Origin of the sequence: Psychrobacillus psychrodurans, assembly GCF_050209195.1 — a bacterium.
Taxonomy (GTDB): Bacteria; Bacillota; Bacilli; order Bacillales_A; family Planococcaceae; genus Psychrobacillus; species Psychrobacillus psychrodurans.
The window spans coordinates 585,314-603,725 of sequence record NZ_CP189791.1; the positions used below are offsets into that span (position 1 = coordinate 585,314).

Genomic DNA, 18,412 nt, shown 5'->3' on the forward strand with positions numbered 1-18,412 from the left:
GAATTTTCTTTCTGCAGGTGTAACTAATTCATTTTTAAAAAGTCTAATGAGTTAACAAAGAAAAAAGGAAGGGTGATCCATATTGAAAAGGAAGATTGTTTCAATAGTTGCTATAGGGTTGGTTGTAAGTTTAGCTAGTTTATTTTATTTCACCAAATTATCGGTGACAGCTCAATCAGTTGTATTATCTGGCCAGGTTTTTAAAGCATCTTTTTCTTCCGCTCTTGGTAAAGATGCATTGAAAACTGGGGATGTGTATGTGGAAGATCAACAAGGTAAGAAGGTGGATGCAAAATATTCACTTACTTCAAATGGCAAGTCTCTAGAAATTGATGGCTTGGATGAGGGCTCATATACTTTGCATGTGAAAGATAAACTTGGAATAACAAAAACTGATTTTCCTTTTCGAATATATAAAGTGCTACCAACCGTTCAATCGAAAGAGGAGCTAAAAGCCCATTTTGAAATGGTGAAGAAGTTCCAAAATATTCCACGTAAAGAAATTGCAGTAATGGAGGATTCGGCAACCGAATCTTCAGATGCAAAGAGTAGCAGTGATTATTCTTCAACGAACAATCAGGTTGAGGGAGTAGATGAAGCTGATATAGTAAAAACAAACGGTACCCATATATTCTCAATAACGGAAAATAACATTGCTATCGTCAATATAGAAGATCCAAAGAAAATGAAAGAGGAAACTAAAATTCGTTTAGGGAGCGATTATTATCCAATGAAGCTATTCCTAACCGATGAAACGCTAATTGTTTTGGCTCAAAAGAATTCTATTCAGGCATTACCATATGAACAAAGTAACGAAGATATAGCACGGATGTCTATGCCAATGGATTCAATGACGACAGCGTTGTTTTATGATATTTCCAATCCATCCGCCCCGATATTACAAAGAGAGGTCGGTACGGAAGGGCATATGTCCGGAGCTAGGCTAACCGATGGTACACTCTATTATGTAACAAATGTCTACCCAAATTTTTGGATAATGGAAGAACAAAAAAATACAGAGTTGCGGCCGTACACCTATGATTCCGAAAAAGGAGATACAGTGCAGCCTTTACCTTACAAGGATCTCTCCATCTTACCAAATTCTAAGGAAGCGACTTACAGTATAATCACAGCATTAGACATTTCTAATCCTAAGAAAAATGAAGTAATAACAAAAGGATATCTAGGTGGAAGTGAACAATTGTATATGTCGAAGAATAATCTATTTTTAACATCAAGTATTTATGAAGAAGGTGCATCTAACCATAAAATGCTTTGGAATCCAGGTTCTATGGATACCGAAGTATTCAAATTTACGCTAGATAAGACAACGATTCAATTTGTAGCCTCTAATCGGTTAAAGGGGCATATCCTAAACCAATTTTCCATGGATGAGTACAATGGTTACTTCCGCACAGTAACAACTAAGGGTAATAATTGGGATGAGAAGGAAGTATCTGAAAATAACTTATTTATATTAGATGAAGGAATGAACTTGGTTGGCTCACTCACTGGCCTTGCAAAGGATGAAAGAATTTATTCTGCAAGATTCATGGGTGATAAAGCTTATATGGTGACTTTCAAAGAAGCAGACCCCCTATTCGTAATAGATGTTGCTACTCCTACTTCACCGAAAGTGTTAGGCGAATTAAAGATTCCAGGCTTTAGTAACTATTTGCATCCATTGGATGAAAACCATCTTATTGGATTCGGCTATGAAACAAGAATAGATACACAAAGTGGTGGAAAAGAGCCACTAATCGTGACAGAAGGTATGAAAATTTCCTTGTTTGATGTAAGTGACTTAGCAAATCCAAAAGAAAAAGATACAGAAGTGATAGGTGATCAGGGCACATATTCGCCAATACAATATGATCATCATGCGCTTTTTGAACATCAGAAGAATAACTTATATGGATTCCCTGTTTCTATCTACGAAAAACTTTCAGGACAGGAGTATGCCAATTTCAAACAGGATGGAGCATTAATCTATGAAATAACACCAGAAAATGGCATTGAACGAAAGGGAGACCTACTTCGTCCAGAAGTATCAGGTCAAATGTATGAGGATTGGGAAAGTTCAATCCAACGAATTGTTTACGCAGGAGACACAATTTATACAATTGCGATGAAAGAAATTAAAAGCTATAATATGAATACTTATAAACAAACTGGATTAGTAAAGTACTGAAAGTGGCTACTATAGTCACTTTCTTTATTTTTTTATTAAGTCAATTTCATAATCAGTTTAAATCATACTTTACTATGTAATTGACTCATAAAGTGTAACTTACATCAGTATTTGTTTTTTCACAGTTGGTTCTATAAGATTAGCTTAAATGGAAGAAAGAAGGTGTTCCTCATTGGCTGCAGATTATGAATTGGTAGTGGAAAGCTGTTTACTTGCGGGGCGTTTAATGATGGAAAGTGGTGCTGAAACGTATCGAGCAGAAGATACGATGGACCGCATGGCTATTTCACAGGAACTTACCCAATCTCAAAGTTTTGTCACCCCAACTGGAATCATTTTTAGTGGAAATAAAAACCTTCCAACAAGATTAGTACGAATAAATGCAAGAACAACTGATTTGGGGAAGATAGCCTCTGTAAATAATATATCTAGAAAATTAGCTTTTGGGGACATTACGATTGAAGATGCATATAGTGAGCTCAAACAGATTGAGGATGAACATAAAACCTATCCTTTTTGGATTCAAATAATTGCAGCAGCGATTGCATCAGGTGCGTTTCTCTTATTGTTCTCAGGGAAATTACTCGATGTACCAACTGCCCTAATTGCTGGAGGTATAGGTTATGCGGTATCAGATCGTTTAGAGGTAAGAACGAGAGTAAAATTTTTCGCAGAGTTTTTTGCGGCATTCATCGTAACAGTCATAGCAACCATATCTGTTGCTAGTGGCTTAGGTAGTGAATTAGATAAAATCATTATTGGTTCGGTTATGCCACTTGTTCCTGGTCTACTAATCACAAATGCAGTTCGAGATTTAATGGCAGGTAGTTTTGTGTCAGGTCTATCAAAGGGAGCGGAAGCCTTTCTAACAGCGTTTGCAATTGGAGCAGGTGTCGCGCTAGTACTATCACTGTAGGGAGGATTCGTATTGATATATGTAGCTCAAGGTATTTTAAGTTTTATCGCTGCCGCTGCCTTCGGTATAGTATTTAATGCACCTAAAAAGTCATTGTTTTACTGTGGAATAGTGGGAACGACAGGTTGGATTGTTTATATGTATGTTAACCAAATGAATCAGGATCAAGTTAGCGCTTCATTTGCGGGAGCTTTTACCGTTGCATTCGTATCACATATAATGTCTAAAAAATTTAAAATGCCGATGATTATATTTAGTGTTGCAGGGATCATTCCGCTAGTTCCTGGAGGCACTGCCTATAATGCCATGAGAAGTGTTGTGGAGAAGAATTATCCATTAGCTCTCGAATATGCTTCTCTAGCCTTACTAATTTCGGGGTCCATTGCAATGGGCTTAGTATTTGCGGAAATAATTACTCAGCTTTGGACAAAAGCAATTGTTAAACTAAAAACAAAACCGTGAACAAAGAGACTTACTTTGCTCACGGTTTTTATAATATCCAATAATCCTAAGTAGCTCCATAAAAAGGATAAATTTACCTTAGCGCAAGTAAATCACCCTCAAGTGCAAGTAAACGAAAAATGAAAGCAAGTAAACGTTAGAGTACTACAAGTAATTGCTGAGTTAACGCAAGTAAAATACATGCATAAGCAAGTAAATTGTAAAAACTCTAGTATTTATAATATGATATGCGCTGCCCGAACAACCTATTGAGCTCAGTGAAGAGGGAAATACTTTATGAAATTGTTTTATTTATAACTTTTATATTAATTACTCTGATTAATTATATAGGGAAGACTCCACGGGATGCTTAAGGACTGCATGCGGAAAGCGGCCGACTGAAACGGAAAACAGCAGTATTTCTGGTAGATTTTATTCTTCAAGATATCTGGGACACTAGGTTTATAGCGCGGAAAATAATATATTTCTCAAAAAAGAGGCTGCCCCTAGGGACAGCCTCCATAAACATTAAGTATTTTTACAGCATTTCCTCTACTTCTTCAGCGGAAATTGGTAGGCTCACGTAATATCCTTGAACCGCATCACAGCCCACTCGTTTAAGTAGCTCAAACTGTTCCGCAGTTTCTACGCCTTCAGCGACTACTTGAAGATTTAGTGATTGTCCAAATTGCACTAAACCTTGAACGAGTTTCTCAAGTTTTTCATGTTGAGTAACAGAAGATATGAATGATTTATCTATCTTCAATTTACCTATTGGAAGCATTTGCAAATAGCGTAAAGAGGCGTAACCTGTTCCGAAATCATCTAACACAAAAACAATGCCATCTTGCTGTAGCTTTTGTATTTGTTTAACAATTGCTTTTTCTGCCTCCGCTTCGAGTGCAAATTTCTCGGTGAACTCTATTTGGATTAGCTCTGGAGAACAATTATACTTTTCTAGTACTTTTCGAATGGTCTTCACCATATTTTTGTCTCTAAACTCACGAATAGAAGAGTTGAAGCTAACTTTGATAGGTATTCCTTTTCGTTGCCAAATAGCAGCCTGTTCACAAGACTTTTCAAGCATAAACTGACCAATTTCGTTAATCAGTCCTGTCTCTTCTGCAATTGGAATAAGTTCTTCAGGAGATACAGTACCTAATACACTATCTTCCCATCTTACTAGTGACTCTACGGACGTTATAGCACCAGTTTTCACATCTTTTTGAGGCAAGAACATGACATGTAAATCATTACGATTTAATGCTTCTAATAACCGTCTCTCAATTTGTACCTTGCGAGAAAGTTTGGAGTGGTCAGATTTTGAAAGAGTGGTAATCATACTGCCGCCCTCTAGTTTTACCTTTTGAATCGTATTAGTAGTAGCTTTTAATAAATGGAGATAAGATTGCTGATCCTCTGGATATCTAGTAATGGCACCGCTTACAGTAATTTGAATAATTTTGCTATCTAAGTAAATTGGATTTTGCTTTAAATAGTTTGTAAACCCTTGAATGTACCAATCACTCAATGGTGTGACTATAGCAAAATCATCTCTACCGGATCTTGCAATAATAGAATCCTCAAAATAGATTTTCAACCGTTTAGTAAACTCATTTAACATTTTTGTTTCTGTTTGATCATTAAAAATTTCTTTTAATGTATAAAATTGATCGATGCTAATGAAAACAAAGGAAAATGATTTTTTTTCATCGATATATTCATTCACTACTTCTTCTAAGCGATGTCTGCTTAACAAACCTGTTTCAGTGTCTACATATGCAATTTGTTCTAGTTTTGTTTGCATTAATTTCTTTTCAGTAATTTCCTCTTCCAATAATAAAAAGTATGGAGTATTATTCTGAGTATTGGATACCGGAATACCTAACAAATTAACCCAATAAGCAGTTCCATCTTTTGTGATTTTCTCAACGGCTCCTTGAAATACTTTTCCGTCTCGAAGCTTAGTAATAATTTGATTACCAATTGCTATATGCTCAGGAGTATCGGGGAGTAACTGCCAAAAAGATTTTCCGATAATTCGCTTAGGAGTCCATGCACTTTTTTTCAAGAATTTATCATTTGCATGCATGATTAGCCCTTCATGATCTATATATAGGAGCATGAAAGAATCGGATAATCCTTTTTTTATGAGTTGAAGCTCATGGAAAGAAGATACTTCCATTAAGTTATTTGTATCTGATTTAATCTGAAATAATACGAAACGCATATCGTTCCAAGCAAAGGATTTTGCAACAATGGAAGTATTTACAGCTGTTTTATCTTTAGCATAAAGGATTACTGGACTTACCTCAAAGGGATCTTCTGTATGTAAAATTGTTTCCCAATTTGCGGTGAAATGGCCTAATGTATAGTCTGTAAAAAGTGGTATATCTGTGTCCTGTAAATCATCGATAGTGTAGCCAAATTGTTTTTCCAACTCTTGACTCCACCAGACAATCTTACCTTCGTTATTTGTCATGAAACTAGGTGTTGGCAAGTGACTAAAAACTGTGTTACTTAAGTTTATAGATTCTTCTTTGAGAAACATATTCAAGCCCCCTTAAATAGTCTAATATTATTATATATAGTTTCTAAAAATTGGTCATTAGTATAATACCATATATTCATTGATATATAAATGGGTGGGTAAAAAGTACCTTTGAAAGTGGTGATAAAAAATGGAAGATGGTGCATTTGCAAGGTCCAAAGGTATACTACTAATTGTTCTTGGATCTATTCTATGGGGTGCATCAGGACCTATGATGGAATGGGTTTTAAATAATACAAGCTTATCCGTTTCATTTTTCTTAACGGTTCGCTTAATAACAGCTGGAATATGTATATTGTTGTTTTTATTAATAACTGGTCAGCGAGTGTTTCTTATATGGAAAGATATTAGTTGGCTTAAACAATTAGTAGTTTTCGGTGTACTAGGAATGTTGGGTGTACAATATACATTTGTTGCAGCAATTGAAGCGAGTAATGCATCAATCGCTACATTACTTCAATTCTTGGGACCAGTTTATATTATTTTATTTTTATCATGGAAGAACAGAATATTTCCACCAAAATATCAGGTTATAGGTATTATCGGTACATTAATCGGTTTGTTTTTATTACTCACGAATGCAAATGTGAGCATATTGTTAATAAGTAGGGAAGCGTTACTTTGGGGCTTGGCTGTGGGGATAGCATTTTCTATTTATACAGTGTATCCAGCTCGGCTGATGAAAGAATGGGGTGTCCTTGTTGTTGTCGGTTGGGGAATGTTAATAGGTGGGGTAGTACTGGCGTTCGTGACCCAGATATGGAAAACGGATGAGTGGGTCCATCTTGCAGCATATCCTATAAGTATAATTGTAATAATAATTATATTGATAGGAACCATTGCATTTATATTATTTTTGTCGAGTATGAAATACATAACAGCAGTGGAAACAAGCATACTGTCCAGTATTGAGCCGTTAACTGCGATGATTATATCGGTATTTTGGTTCAATCAAATACTGGGGGTATGGCAATATATTGGGGTAATTATAATGCTTCTATTTGTCACGTGGCTTTCTGTAGCAGGAGAAATTAAATGGATAAGTAAAAGAAAAGGATGACTTTCAAAATATTAAGTCATCTTTTTCTATGTCTTCAGAAGAGTTTGTGGCATAATAGATTTTACAAGAATTAATTCGAGTGTCGAAGAATCTAGGGGTGTTTCAATTTTGAGGACAATTTTTTCTTATTTATCTCCATATAAAATGTTAGTTATCGTCGCTTTATTGTTCATGTTAATAGAGCTTTCCGTTGAGCTAGTTCAACCATTGCTCATCGCGGTCATTATTGATGATGGAATTCTGGCAGGGGACCAACAAGCAATTATTCTTTGGGGTAGTATCATGCTTGGAATTTCCTTATTGGCATTTGCAGCAGGAATTATTAACACATTTATCGCCTCTCATATAGTACAAAGTTATGGGTTCGATATACGCCAAGCATTATTTAGGAAGGTGCAGGCTTTTACAATGGCCACTTTTTTAAAGTTTCCAACAGCGAGTTTAATCACTCGTTTAACTACTGATGTGACGATTACACAAAATCTTATTTTTATGGGATTACGTATTATGCTCCGTGCACCCTTGCTTGTTGTTGGTAGTATTATTATGTCCTTTATAGTGAACCCATATTTAGCAATGTTTCTAGTAATAGGTGCTCCTTTTTTAGTACTATTTCTTTATATTATGAGCCGGAATGGTTTAAAACTATTTGGGGAAGTTCAAAAAAGGGTGGACCAGGTCACAAGAAAGATACAAGAAAATTTACAGGCGGTACGTTTAATAAAAGCGTATTTGCGTGGTAATTTTGAATCAAGTCGTTTTGCAACTGTGGCAGCAAATCTGAAAATGGATAATGTAAAAGCTTTCCGAATCATGGAGTTAATATTACCTGTTTTGCTTTTTATTATGAATGCTAGCTTGTTAGCGGTCCTTTGGTTTGGTGCAAAAGAAATTAGAACAGGAAATGTGGAACTAGGTGAGTTAGTAGCAATTATTAACTATGCGATGCGTATGACGGGAGCCTTTTCAATGTTTGCTTTCATTATTATTTTCTTCTCTAGAGCGAAAGCATCCTCTGAACGTATGGAAGAAGTCCTCCTTGTAGAAGAAGGAATTGAAGTTATTAATACAGACTCTGAAGAAGCAACTCCAAGAATAGGTGAAATTGAGTTTCAGCATGTGTCATTTCATTATCCTACGACTGATATACCCGTATTAAGAGACGTTTCCTTTATGGTTAAACCTGGATCCAAGCTGGCGATTATGGGAGCAACTGGTTCTGGTAAATCGACTCTTCTCAATCTAATACCAAGGTTTTTCGATGCAACAGAAGGAACTATATTAATAGATGGAATCGATGTTAAAGAATGGCCCTTAAAAGAGTTAAGGAAAATAATTGGACTCGTTCCTCAACAATCTATTCTTTTTACTGGAAGTATAGAGGAAAACCTTGGCTGGGGGGATCAGGCTGCTACGGAAGAGTTATTAAGAGAAGCTGCCAATCAAGCGCAAATACATGATTCAATTGAACAATTCCCGGACCAATACAATACAAGAGTTGGTCAAAAGGGAGTCAATTTATCTGGTGGTCAAAAGCAGAGACTTTCCATTGCGCGTGCACTCGTTAGAAAACCAGAAATATTATTACTGGATGATAGCACCAGTGCATTAGATGTCTCGACAGAAAACGCATTATGGGAAGCTTTGGAGGAAGAAAATGCAACAATGCTTGTTATCACACAGAAAATCCGAACTGCAAAGGGTGCAGATTACATTTTATTATTAGAAGAAGGTCAAGTATCTGCCTATGGCACGCATGATGAATTGCTGAAGGACTCTTCTCTCTATAAAGCAATAGCTGAATCGCAAGCAGAGGGGGGAGAGCCTGATGAACTTCATTCGTAAACCTTTTGGTTATGAGCCTATTATTACTAAAGAAGATTTAAAAAGAAATCATAAAAAGAAAATCGATAAAGCTTCCGATTGGAAGGGAGTATTAAAGCAAATATGGAAGTTGGTCGATGAACAGCGATTTTTGTTAATAGTCGTTCTATTGATGGTAGTTGCTAGCTCTGCTTTAGCATTAGTTGGACCATATTTAATAGGAGTAATTGTAGATGAACATATTTCTCAAAATATCTTTATCGGTCTTTCCAAAATTATTGGAGTATTACTCATCGTTTACTTGTTTTTCTCTCTCGCTACTTATTTGCAAAGTTATTGGATGATTGGTATTTCTCAACAAACAATTTATCGACTCCGTACAGGATTATTTGAGCATTTACAGAAGCTCCCAGTGTCCTTTTTTGATAAACGCCAGCACGGAGAGTTAATGAGTCGTATGACCAATGATATTGAAAACGTTAGCCAAACTTTAAACTCATCCCTTATCCAAGTGTTTTCAAGTATTTTAACTTTAGTCGGGACAACAGTCGTTATGCTTTTACTGAGTCCTCTGATGACTTTAGTGACGCTTATTATTGTGCCTTTCATGTATTTTGCTATGCGATGGATTACGAAAAGGACGTCTAAATTGTTCAAGGAGCAGCAAAAAGCTGTTGGTGAATTGAACGGAATGATTGAAGAAACGATTTCTGGTCAACGAATTGTTAAAGCCTTTTCGCAAGAAGGACGAATGCAAGAAGAGTTTGCTGTCAAAAGTGAACGGTTAAGACAAACAGGATTTTGGGCGTTAACGTATTCAGGTTTTATTCCAAAAGTGATGCACTTATTGAATAATACTAGCTTTACGCTTGTTGCAGCTGCGGGTGGAGTATTGGCATATCATGGCTTTGTGACAATTGGAGAAATTGTTATTTTCTCGGAGTATGCAAGACAGTTTACACGGCCACTGAATGATTTAGCTAACCAATTTAATACGGTGCTTTCTGCAATTGCAGGTGCAGAACGTGTTTTTGCTATTATGGAGGAGCCTATTGAAGAGGATGATGCTATAGACAATGGAGATTATCAGCTACAGGGGAATGTGACTTTTGAAAATGTCACATTTTATTACAACAAAGAAGATAAGTCTCCGACGATTTCCGAAGTATCCTTCCATGTGGAGTCAGGAAAAACTGCTGCATTAGTTGGCGCAACAGGAGCAGGAAAAACTACTATTATGCAGTTACTTGCCCGTTTTTATGAAGTAAATAGTGGAAGTATATTAGTTGATGGTATTCCTATTGAAAAGTTGCCCCGACATACGCTACGAAGCCAAACAGCATTTGTTCTACAGGATCCATTTTTGTTCGAAATGACGGTAAGAGAAAATATTCGATACGGTAAATTAAATGCGACAGATGAAGAGGTGCTCCACGCAGCAAAAGAGGCTAATGCCCATGACTTCATTATGAAATTGCCAAATGGATACGATACTATTTTATCGGCTGATGGTGGGGAAATCAGTCAAGGACAAAAGCAGTTATTATCCATTGCTCGAGCACTTGTTGCAGATCCAGCGATACTGTTGTTAGATGAAGCAACATCTAGCATCGATACAGTAACAGAAATGAAAATTCAAGAGGCTCTTGAACGATTGATGGAAGGTAGAACAAGTTTTGTCATAGCACACCGATTAAATACTATACGACAGGCTGATTTAATATTCGTGATGGAAGCTGGAAGACTAGTGGAGTCCGGTCCACAGGAAGAGCTATTGCAAAAACGAGGTAGATATTATAGTATGTTAACGAATTCAAAGATTTAAGGAGAAATAAATGAATATATCTGTAATGGCTGTGTCCTTTCCGTTAGACCAGGAGACAATGGAAGAAATAAAGCAATTAATAGCTGAAGCAGAAACAGCTGATCAGGTGGATTATACAACACTACTAAGTGTGGTAGAGCTATCTGATTTTTACACAAAAGGTTTTTGCTTAATAGCTTATGATGACGATAGCGACCGATTAGTCGGCGTTTTAACCTCGATAGATCGAATAGCAACACTAGATTTTGAATGGAGTGGTGTTGTTCTACCTAGTGCTCGAAGATTGGGTATAGGAGAAAGACTAGTAAAAGAATTGGGTAGGAATCTAGAAATAAGAGGAGCTGCTACGGATTTCGCTCTAATTCCAGACAGCTCTGTAGCAGGTCAGGAGCTTCTTCACAAATTTGGTTATACTTTTGATTTTCAAGAGAGAACGATGGCAGCTGAAGCAGTAATAGAAGAATTAGATAGTGAAGTGGAAGTTTCGCGATATACTAATGAGGAGTCAGAAGTGGTTCGGGTATTAGTAAATGCATTTGGCGACAATGAAGAAGAAGCTAAAGCATTAATCGACTTTAATACGCAAACACCAAATCGCCAATTGATGATTGCTAAATTATGTGACGAATTAGTAGGGACGTTTACTTTAGTTGAAGACGGTGACAAGCTATGGGTCACAGGTCTCTCTGTCCATGAAAATGCACGTGGTAAAGGTGTGGCAACCAACTTATTAAACTGGGCTAAGTGCGAAGCCAATCGTATGGGAAAAGCGTCCGTCTATTTGGATGTAGAATCAGACAATGATCAAGCTCTTTCCATTTATAAAAAAGTAGGATTTACCACAGAGAGTAACACCCATTTCTACAAAAAGAGTTAACCTATAAGAGAACAGCGAGCAAATTGTGTGTTGATTTGTTCGCTGTTTTTTGTTCCATCAAGATGAGTGCAACAAATAAGGAGAAGGGATTTGTTCTATAGAATATAAAAACAAGGAGGGAAGTAAATGTTTATAGTTAACTTTGAAGGAGCAATTTACAAAAATGATTAGTGGTTATTAATAAGAAGAAGTGAAAAAGAAGAGCACGCAGGAGGATTATTATCCCTTGTTGGAGGTAAGGTAGAAAAAGACTTGATAACATCAAATTAGAAGAAACTCTAAAAAGAGAAATTACAGAAGAAGTAGACGTAGAGGTTTCAAATCTTAGGTATGTTAATAGTTCTTTATTTGAAACGGATACTGGCTTATCTGTAGTAGATATCGTTTTTCTTTGTGAGTATCAATCTGGCGAGCCCTATGCTAAATGTATAGATGAAGTAAATGATGTCTTTTGGATGTCGACACAACAAATTCTAGAGGACGAAGATATACCAGTTTATCTAAAAGAAAACATTATGTTAGCGGAAAAAGTTCTACTGGGAAACTAATAAAAGGAGATAAAGAATTTTGACTACTATTGGACTTGTAAGGCATGGTATTACGGATTGGAATGTACTCGGCAGAGCACAAGGTATATCAGATATTCCCTTAAATAATCTGGGAAAGCAACAGGCAAGTGCATTAGCAAATAGACTCGTATTAGAAGGGGGGTGGGATGTTATTGTGACCAGTGATTTAGCACGTGCCAAAGAAACAGGACAAATAATCGCTGCTAAACTAAATCTATCTATCAATGTATTTGATAAAAGAATACGAGAAATAAATTGCGGAGAAATTGAAGGTACAACTGAAGAAGAAAGATTGAAAAAGTGGGGAAGTAACTGGAGAGAATTAGACCTTGGAGTAGAAAAATTCAGCGATGTATCTGATAGAGGATATGAATTTATAACAGAACTAACTAATACATATAGTGACAAACGAGTATTGGTAGTTAGCCATGGAGCTTTAATAGGACTTACATTGCAAAGGCTGCTACCTGAGCGGTTCCAAAAAACACAATTAGATAATACCTCAATAACTATTCTTAATATTAAACAGGGTGTTTGGAATTGTTCTCTCTATAACTGTACGAAGCATTTAGGTTGAAATTTTAGTAATGTATAATAGAGCTCAAATAACAATGAAATTGTAGGTGATAAAATGTCCCTAAAAAGAATTGCACTGCAGCGGGATCTCATTCCATCATATAGTCAGTATCCATTCTCCATTCCTTCTATTAGAAATCTACATCAACTAGATTTACACAATAATGTTACTTTTTTCGTTGGAGAAAATGGATCGGGAAAATCTACTTTGTTAGAAGCAATTGCAGATAAATGCGAATTTAATACAGCAGGAGGGGGGAGGAATAACTATTATGACGTAGACGCATCAGAATCAGCACTTGGAGATTATATCAGGCTGTCATGGCTTCCAAAAGTAGCAAATGGTTTTTTTCTTCGTGCGGAATCATTTTATAATTTCGCTTCTCATATTGATACAATGGGAACAGGACCGTACGGTGGAAAATCCTTGCATCATCAATCACATGGAGAGGCATTTTTCTCCCTTTTTTCTAATAGGTTTAGAGGCAGAGGTATTTATTTGCTGGATGAGCCAGAGGCTGCTTTATCGCCAGCGCGACAACTAGCGTTTCTAAGAATTCTACATGATTTAGTTCAAGAAGATGATAGTCAATTCATTATCGCCACACACTCACCAATACTATTAGGCTACCCCAATGCAAACATTCTTAGTTTTGACCAAGAGGAAATCAAAGAGATAGAATATGAGGAAACGGACCATTTTCAAATAACCAAATACTTTTTACAAAATAGAGAAAAATTTTTACAAGATATTTTAGAAGAGGAATAAAGACCTGCTGGACTGTACTTTCTTATATAGAAAGTAAAGAGGTATAATATAGTTAATAATAGTACAAGGAGGTAGGCTTTATGAAAATTTATGCCCATAGAGGTTCTTCAGGTACGCATCCAGAAAATACAATTGCTGCTTTTAAAGCAGCGGCAAAATTACCTGTTCATGGTGTGGAATTTGATGTTCATATGACGAAAGATCATGAATTGGTTGTTATACATGATGAAACCATTAATCGCACATCGAATGGAACAGGTTTTATTAAAGATTTGACGTTAGCTGAATTGAAAAAATTTGACTTTGGTTCTTGGTATTCCCCCAAGTTTAAACAAGAAACAATCCCAACGCTAAGAGAAGTGTTATATGTATTTAAAGATACACATCATCACCTTAATATAGAGTTAAAATCTGATGTATTTCCATATGAAGGTATGGAACAGGCGGTACTGCAAATGTTAAATGATTATCGGTTAGAAGCACGTGTCGTTATATCTTCATTTAACCATGAGATGGTAAGAAACTTTAAACAATTGGCTCCCTCAATAGAAACAGCTGTCCTCTTTATGGAAGTGATGATAGAGCCGCACATATATGCAGACAAAGTAGGAGCAGATGCACTGCATGCATTTTTCCCGACAGTCCTTAGACCGATGGGTGTGGAGGCGATTGCGAGCGGCAAAAATGTTCGTGTTTTTACTGTAAATGAAGAGAAATATACTGATTTGCTAAAACAAGTTGGAGTAGATGCCATTTTCACAGATTATCCAGAGAGAATGTGGAAATATCTTCAATCATAAGGAAATGGACTACGGATAAAAGCGTAGTCCATTTTTATTTTGACTTAAAAAATCAGCAACAACTATATATTTACTTAGGAGCTCAACGACACATACTGAAAACCCATGCGTATTGGGCTGCAGCGCATATCTCTAAAGCAGTAAACTATCTTTACTTCTTCATCAATAAATACATAAAGTATGGAGCACCTATTAAAGCCACTACTACTCCAGCCGGAATTCCATTTGGTTCGACAAGGTTGCGACCGATTGTATCAGCAAAAAGTAAAAGCCAACCGCCGATTAGGATAGAAATAGGTATGAATAATTGATGACGCGGCCCTACTAAAGATTTAGCAATATGAGGAGCCATTAAGCCTATAAAAGCAATTCCCCCAGTTACAGATACAGCAGATGCTGCAAGAGCAACAGCGGCTAATAAAAGAATAATTCGCTGCTTCTCAATTGAAACCCCTACACCAATCGCAACGGGTTCATTTAAATTGAGTAGATTTAACTTATTTGCTTTATATAACGTAAACGGGATAAGAACAATTAACCAAGGTAAAAGAGCCAAGATAAATGGCCAGTCTGCTCCCCAAATATTTCCTGCCATCCAATTAGCGATGAAATCTACCTTTTGACGATCAGCAGATGAGATAAAGACAATCATCAAGCCTGAAAGAGCCATTGAGAATCCAACACCTACTAATATTAATCGAACTGGCTGCAAACCCGTTCCACGGTTGTACGAAAGGATATAAATAAAAAATGCAGTAATTAAAGCACCAACAAATGCCACTAGTGGTAGTAGGTATATAAAAGAACCAGGTTGAATCGGTATAAATAAGAAGAAAATTGAAACTGCCACTCCTGCTCCAGCGTTAATCCCAATAATACCGGGATCTGCTAAATCATTGCGTGTAATACTTTGCAAAATAGCACCGGATAACGCTAGTGCCATACCAGCAAGAATTGTAATAATAATTCTAGGTAAACGAACTGAGAACAAAACAAATTCCTCTTTAAATGTTCCTTGCCCTAAAAAAGTTGGTAAAAGACGATTAAAGGAAAGGGTGGAATATCCAATTCCTGCACTAATAAAAGCAGTAATAATGATTAAGGATAGTAAGACGATAAAAAGTATACGTTGCTTTTTTACTAGCTGGCGATGAATCATTGAAAAACTCGCCCTCCTTTACGAACGACCACTAAAAAGAAAGGTAATCCCATAATAGCTATGATTGCAGCAACTGGTGTCTCATATGGAATATTAATAGTTCGTCCAATTGTATCAGCAAGTAGCATAAGGATAGCTCCTGCAATAATAGACATTGGAATTATTAATCGATAATCTGTTCCAACTATTGCTCGAACAATATGAGGGACCATCAAACCTACAAATGCCATATTTCCAACAAGTGCGACTGAAGCGCCGGCAAGTAATATAACTACTACAAATAAAATCGTTTTTGTTTGAATAGTTTTTTGCCCAAGTCCAACGGCAACTTCTTCGTTTAAACTTAAAATAGTTAACTGTCTAGATAATAAAAGAGCCACAACGATTCCAATCCCGATAAAAGGAGTAATCATCTGGAGTTGACTCCAGGAGGTTCCTATTAATCCTCCGGCTGTCCACATAGAGACGTCTTTGGAAATTTTAAAATAGATTCCAACGCCGTCAGCAACCGCATACAAAAAGGCGGAGACCGCAGCACCTGCAAGAACTATTCGTAATGGAGAAAAGCCACCTTTTTTCACTGCTCCAATACCAAATACCATTACTGCACCAACTGCTGCACCGATAAAACATGCAATAGTAATTCCAAAGTAGTTTATCCCCGGAATTAACGCAAGGCTAATAGCAAGTGCTGCGTTTGCTCCAGAAGTTAAACCTAATAATCCAGGGTCAGCAAGTGGATTACGGGTAACACCTTGCATAATCGCACCAGACACAGCTAAGGCGGCACCAACCAACATAGCGGCCACTTCTCTAGGAAGTCTTAGCTCTCTTAAAATATTGATAGAATCGCTTTTTATATGAGTAAATAATGCTTGCCATACATCCTGTAAGGATGTCGAAGCCGCACCATAAACCATTGAAATGGAGAATATTGCTACCAACAAAATAAGTCCAATAACAAATTTAAAACTAAAATGAATAGAGGTTTTCATTATATTATCCTTTCTATAAAAATAGTGGAGGAATCCCTAAGAATTCCTCCACTATTATTACTTACTTACTGTTTTAAAAAGCTGTCTTTAAAGAACTCCAATTGATAATCTAACGATATTGGATCATTAAAGTAAAACTCTTCTGCATTTGCTTCAAACAGTTGTCCATTTTGAACAGCGGGAATATTTTTAAAAACGTCTGTCTCTTGGAATGAGTTATCTTGATCTGCTACTTTACTAAATATGACATAGTCACCTGCATATTCAGGAAGAACCTCTAAAGACAAAGCATAATATCCGGCCTCTAAAGCCATTTCTTTTACTTTTTCAGGCATATTCAGTCCCATTGCTTGATAGATAACTTCTGTACCACGTCCCCAATTATCTCCAAACACATATAATTGTTTGTCAAAGTTTTCAATAACAGAAACAGTTGCATCCTCACCAATTTTTGCTTTAATTTCTTTTCCAGCTACTGCTGAACGTTCTTTGAAATCGTCAATCCATGCTTGTGCTTCTTTTTCTTTGTTCAGCAATTTTCCTATTTCTAAATGCTGTGTCAAATAATCTACTTTTCCATAAGTGAATGTTACTGTCGGTGCAATTTCTTTAATTTTATCCAAGTTTTGAGTGGTAGAGGAACCGATGATTAAATCTGGGTCTAATTCAATAATTTTTTCTAAGTTCTCTTCCGAAACTTCCTCCACATCTGCTAAGTAAGAATCGTATCCTGGGTTAGATTTTGACCACGAATCTACTCCAACTAAATTTACATTTAGTGCAGCTACGTTTCCTGCATAAGTAGCAAGAACAACAACTCGTTTTGGATCTGCTGGAACTTCTACCGGACCAGTTTCGGACTCGTATGTAATGGTAGTAGGTTCATCTTTCGTTTCACTTGCTTTTGTATCGGTAGTCTCACTGTTGCATGCACCTAAGATAAGAACTAGTAAAATTGTAAACGGCAATAGTAACTTCTTCATCTGTCTATTCTCCTTTTAGTAAATCATATGTTATACACATTGGTTTCCTTGTACGGGGATCTATTCCGATTTCGGCATCTATATTAAAGACATCTCGCAATACTTCTTTCGTAATTACTTCTTCACAAGAGCCCGCTTTCACAATTTGACCCGACTTTAAAGCGACGACATAATCTGCAAAACGTGCTGCTTGATTCAAATCGTGTAAGACCATTACAATAGTTCGTTTCTCTTGCTGATTTAGACGTTGCAGGAGCTCAAGAACTTCTAATTGGTGTGCCATATCTAAATAAGTGGTAGGTTCATCAAGAAATATAATCTCTGTTTCTTGTGCAAGGGCCATCGCAATCCAAACACGCTGACGTTGACCACCGGAAAGAGAATCCACTGGTAAATACTTAAATGTGCTAGTGTTGGTCACTTGGAGTGCCCAATCTATTACCTCGTAATCCTTTTTGGAAAGTCTTCCAAAACCAGTTTGGTAAGGAAAGCGCCCATACGATACTAATTCTCCTACAGTGAGGCCGCTTGCACTCTCAGGTGTTTGAGGTAAAATGGCCATTTTTTTTGCAAGGATTTTAGTGTTTTCTTTCGCAACGTTTTTACCATCTAATACAACTGCACCAGAATGATGAGAAATGATTCGTGTAATCGCTTTAAGAAGAGTGGACTTGCCACAACCGTTCGGGCCTATTATCGTAGTAATTTTCTGATTTGGGATTTGTACAGACAAATCCTTTACGATGAGTTGCTCACCGTAGCCAATGGATAAATCGTCCGTATATAAACGAACCATTTGAATACCTCCAAACTAATTCTTGCTTATTTTAATGATAACGATTATCATTATCATATTAGCAACTATATTTAATAATT

Annotated in this window: 15 protein-coding genes and 1 pseudogene; 11 read left to right on the forward strand and 5 right to left on the reverse strand. The window is 36.6% G+C overall.

The window, feature by feature from the left end:
* The first annotated feature begins 82 nt into the window (after positions 1-82).
* From ACQCPR_RS02885 to ACQCPR_RS02895, 3 genes are all read left to right on the forward strand, one after another.
* Positions 83-2,191 carry a beta-propeller domain-containing protein gene (locus ACQCPR_RS02885; RefSeq protein WP_427138115.1) on the forward strand — a complete coding sequence of 703 codons (2,109 nt, stop codon included), beginning with the start codon at positions 83-85 and terminating at the stop codon, positions 2,189-2,191.
* Positions 2,192-2,363: 172 nt separating this feature from the next.
* Complete coding sequence (locus ACQCPR_RS02890) at positions 2,364-3,107, forward strand: threonine/serine exporter family protein (protein ID WP_427138116.1); 744 nt, start codon at positions 2,364-2,366, stop codon at positions 3,105-3,107.
* Between the two features lie 12 nt (positions 3,108-3,119).
* Positions 3,120-3,569, forward strand: coding sequence for a threonine/serine exporter family protein (locus tag ACQCPR_RS02895; protein ID WP_090564672.1), 450 nt, complete (start codon positions 3,120-3,122; stop codon positions 3,567-3,569).
* 517 nt (positions 3,570-4,086) lie between these two features.
* On the opposite strand, the gene ACQCPR_RS02900 is transcribed toward ACQCPR_RS02895, so the two are convergent.
* The gene (locus ACQCPR_RS02900) at positions 4,087-6,099 is read right to left on the reverse strand and encodes an EAL domain-containing protein (RefSeq protein WP_427138117.1); all 2,013 of its coding nucleotides are present in this window, start codon (positions 6,097-6,099) and stop codon (positions 4,087-4,089) included.
* Between the two features lie 130 nt (positions 6,100-6,229).
* Here ACQCPR_RS02900 and ACQCPR_RS02905 point away from each other — a divergent pair, with 130 nt between their 5' ends.
* From ACQCPR_RS02905 to ACQCPR_RS02940, 8 genes and pseudogenes are all read left to right on the forward strand, one after another.
* The gene (locus tag ACQCPR_RS02905) at positions 6,230-7,159 is read left to right on the forward strand and encodes a DMT family transporter (protein ID WP_090564668.1); all 930 of its coding nucleotides are present in this window, start codon (positions 6,230-6,232) and stop codon (positions 7,157-7,159) included.
* 108 nt (positions 7,160-7,267) lie between these two features.
* A complete protein-coding gene (locus tag ACQCPR_RS02910) occupies positions 7,268-9,004 on the forward strand; it encodes an ABC transporter ATP-binding protein (RefSeq protein WP_427138118.1) in 1,737 nt (578 codons plus the stop codon).
* Entirely contained in the window at positions 8,988-10,808 is a 1,821-nt protein-coding gene (locus ACQCPR_RS02915) for an ABC transporter ATP-binding protein (protein ID WP_427138119.1), read from the forward strand. The genes ACQCPR_RS02910 and ACQCPR_RS02915 overlap by 17 nt, the downstream gene beginning before the upstream one ends.
* Before the next feature lie 10 nt (positions 10,809-10,818).
* Complete coding sequence (locus ACQCPR_RS02920; RefSeq protein ID WP_427138120.1) at positions 10,819-11,685, forward strand: GNAT family N-acetyltransferase; 867 nt, start codon at positions 10,819-10,821, stop codon at positions 11,683-11,685.
* A gap of 180 nt (positions 11,686-11,865) precedes the next feature.
* Positions 11,866-12,233: pseudogene (locus ACQCPR_RS02925) on the forward strand (NUDIX hydrolase).
* 19 nt (positions 12,234-12,252) lie between these two features.
* Positions 12,253-12,831 carry a histidine phosphatase family protein gene (locus ACQCPR_RS02930; RefSeq protein ID WP_427138121.1) on the forward strand — a complete coding sequence of 193 codons (579 nt, stop codon included), beginning with the start codon at positions 12,253-12,255 and terminating at the stop codon, positions 12,829-12,831.
* 54 nt (positions 12,832-12,885) lie between these two features.
* On the forward strand, positions 12,886-13,599 hold the full coding sequence (locus ACQCPR_RS02935; protein WP_090564659.1) for an AAA family ATPase: 714 nt from the start codon (positions 12,886-12,888) through the stop codon (positions 13,597-13,599).
* An 80-nt stretch (positions 13,600-13,679) separates the two neighbouring features.
* On the forward strand, positions 13,680-14,399 hold the full coding sequence (locus tag ACQCPR_RS02940; protein ID WP_427138122.1) for a glycerophosphodiester phosphodiesterase: 720 nt from the start codon (positions 13,680-13,682) through the stop codon (positions 14,397-14,399).
* Positions 14,400-14,550: 151 nt separating this feature from the next.
* Here the strand turns inward: ACQCPR_RS02940 and ACQCPR_RS02945 are convergent, their stop codons facing one another.
* From ACQCPR_RS02945 to ACQCPR_RS02960, 4 genes are all read right to left on the reverse strand, one after another.
* Complete coding sequence (locus ACQCPR_RS02945; protein WP_427138123.1) at positions 14,551-15,558, reverse strand: FecCD family ABC transporter permease; 1,008 nt, start codon at positions 15,556-15,558, stop codon at positions 14,551-14,553.
* Positions 15,555-16,553, reverse strand: coding sequence for a FecCD family ABC transporter permease (locus ACQCPR_RS02950; RefSeq protein ID WP_427138124.1), 999 nt, complete (start codon positions 16,551-16,553; stop codon positions 15,555-15,557). Before ACQCPR_RS02950 ends, ACQCPR_RS02945 begins: the two co-directional genes overlap by 4 nt.
* 65 nt (positions 16,554-16,618) lie before the next feature.
* Positions 16,619-17,536, reverse strand: a complete 918-nt coding sequence (locus ACQCPR_RS02955) for an iron-hydroxamate ABC transporter substrate-binding protein (protein WP_090564652.1) — start codon at positions 17,534-17,536, stop codon at positions 16,619-16,621.
* Between the two features lie 4 nt (positions 17,537-17,540).
* Positions 17,541-18,332: an ABC transporter ATP-binding protein gene (locus ACQCPR_RS02960; RefSeq protein WP_427138125.1), complete on the reverse strand. Its 792-nt coding sequence runs from the start codon at positions 18,330-18,332 to the stop codon at positions 17,541-17,543.
* Positions 18,333-18,412: the final 80 nt, after the last annotated feature.

Excerpts from the sequence above, each read along its gene's own strand:
- ACQCPR_RS02950 (WP_427138124.1), bottom strand. The coding sequence starts at position 16,553 with ATGAAAACCTCTATTCATTTTAGTTTTAAATTTGTTATTGGACTTATT.
- ACQCPR_RS02960 (WP_427138125.1), bottom strand. The coding sequence starts at position 18,332 with ATGGTTCGTTTATATACGGACGATTTATCCATTGGCTACGGTGAGCAA.
- ACQCPR_RS02940 (WP_427138122.1), top strand. The coding sequence starts at position 13,680 with ATGAAAATTTATGCCCATAGAGGTTCTTCAGGTACGCATCCAGAAAAT.
- ACQCPR_RS02920 (WP_427138120.1), top strand. The coding sequence starts at position 10,819 with ATGAATATATCTGTAATGGCTGTGTCCTTTCCGTTAGACCAGGAGACA.
- ACQCPR_RS02905 (WP_090564668.1), top strand. The coding sequence starts at position 6,230 with ATGGAAGATGGTGCATTTGCAAGGTCCAAAGGTATACTACTAATTGTT.
- ACQCPR_RS02900 (WP_427138117.1), bottom strand. The coding sequence starts at position 6,099 with ATGTTTCTCAAAGAAGAATCTATAAACTTAAGTAACACAGTTTTTAGT.
- ACQCPR_RS02955 (WP_090564652.1), bottom strand. The coding sequence starts at position 17,536 with ATGAAGAAGTTACTATTGCCGTTTACAATTTTACTAGTTCTTATCTTA.
- ACQCPR_RS02915 (WP_427138119.1), top strand. The coding sequence starts at position 8,988 with ATGAACTTCATTCGTAAACCTTTTGGTTATGAGCCTATTATTACTAAA.
- ACQCPR_RS02945 (WP_427138123.1), bottom strand. The coding sequence starts at position 15,558 with ATGATTCATCGCCAGCTAGTAAAAAAGCAACGTATACTTTTTATCGTC.
- ACQCPR_RS02935 (WP_090564659.1), top strand. The coding sequence starts at position 12,886 with ATGTCCCTAAAAAGAATTGCACTGCAGCGGGATCTCATTCCATCATAT.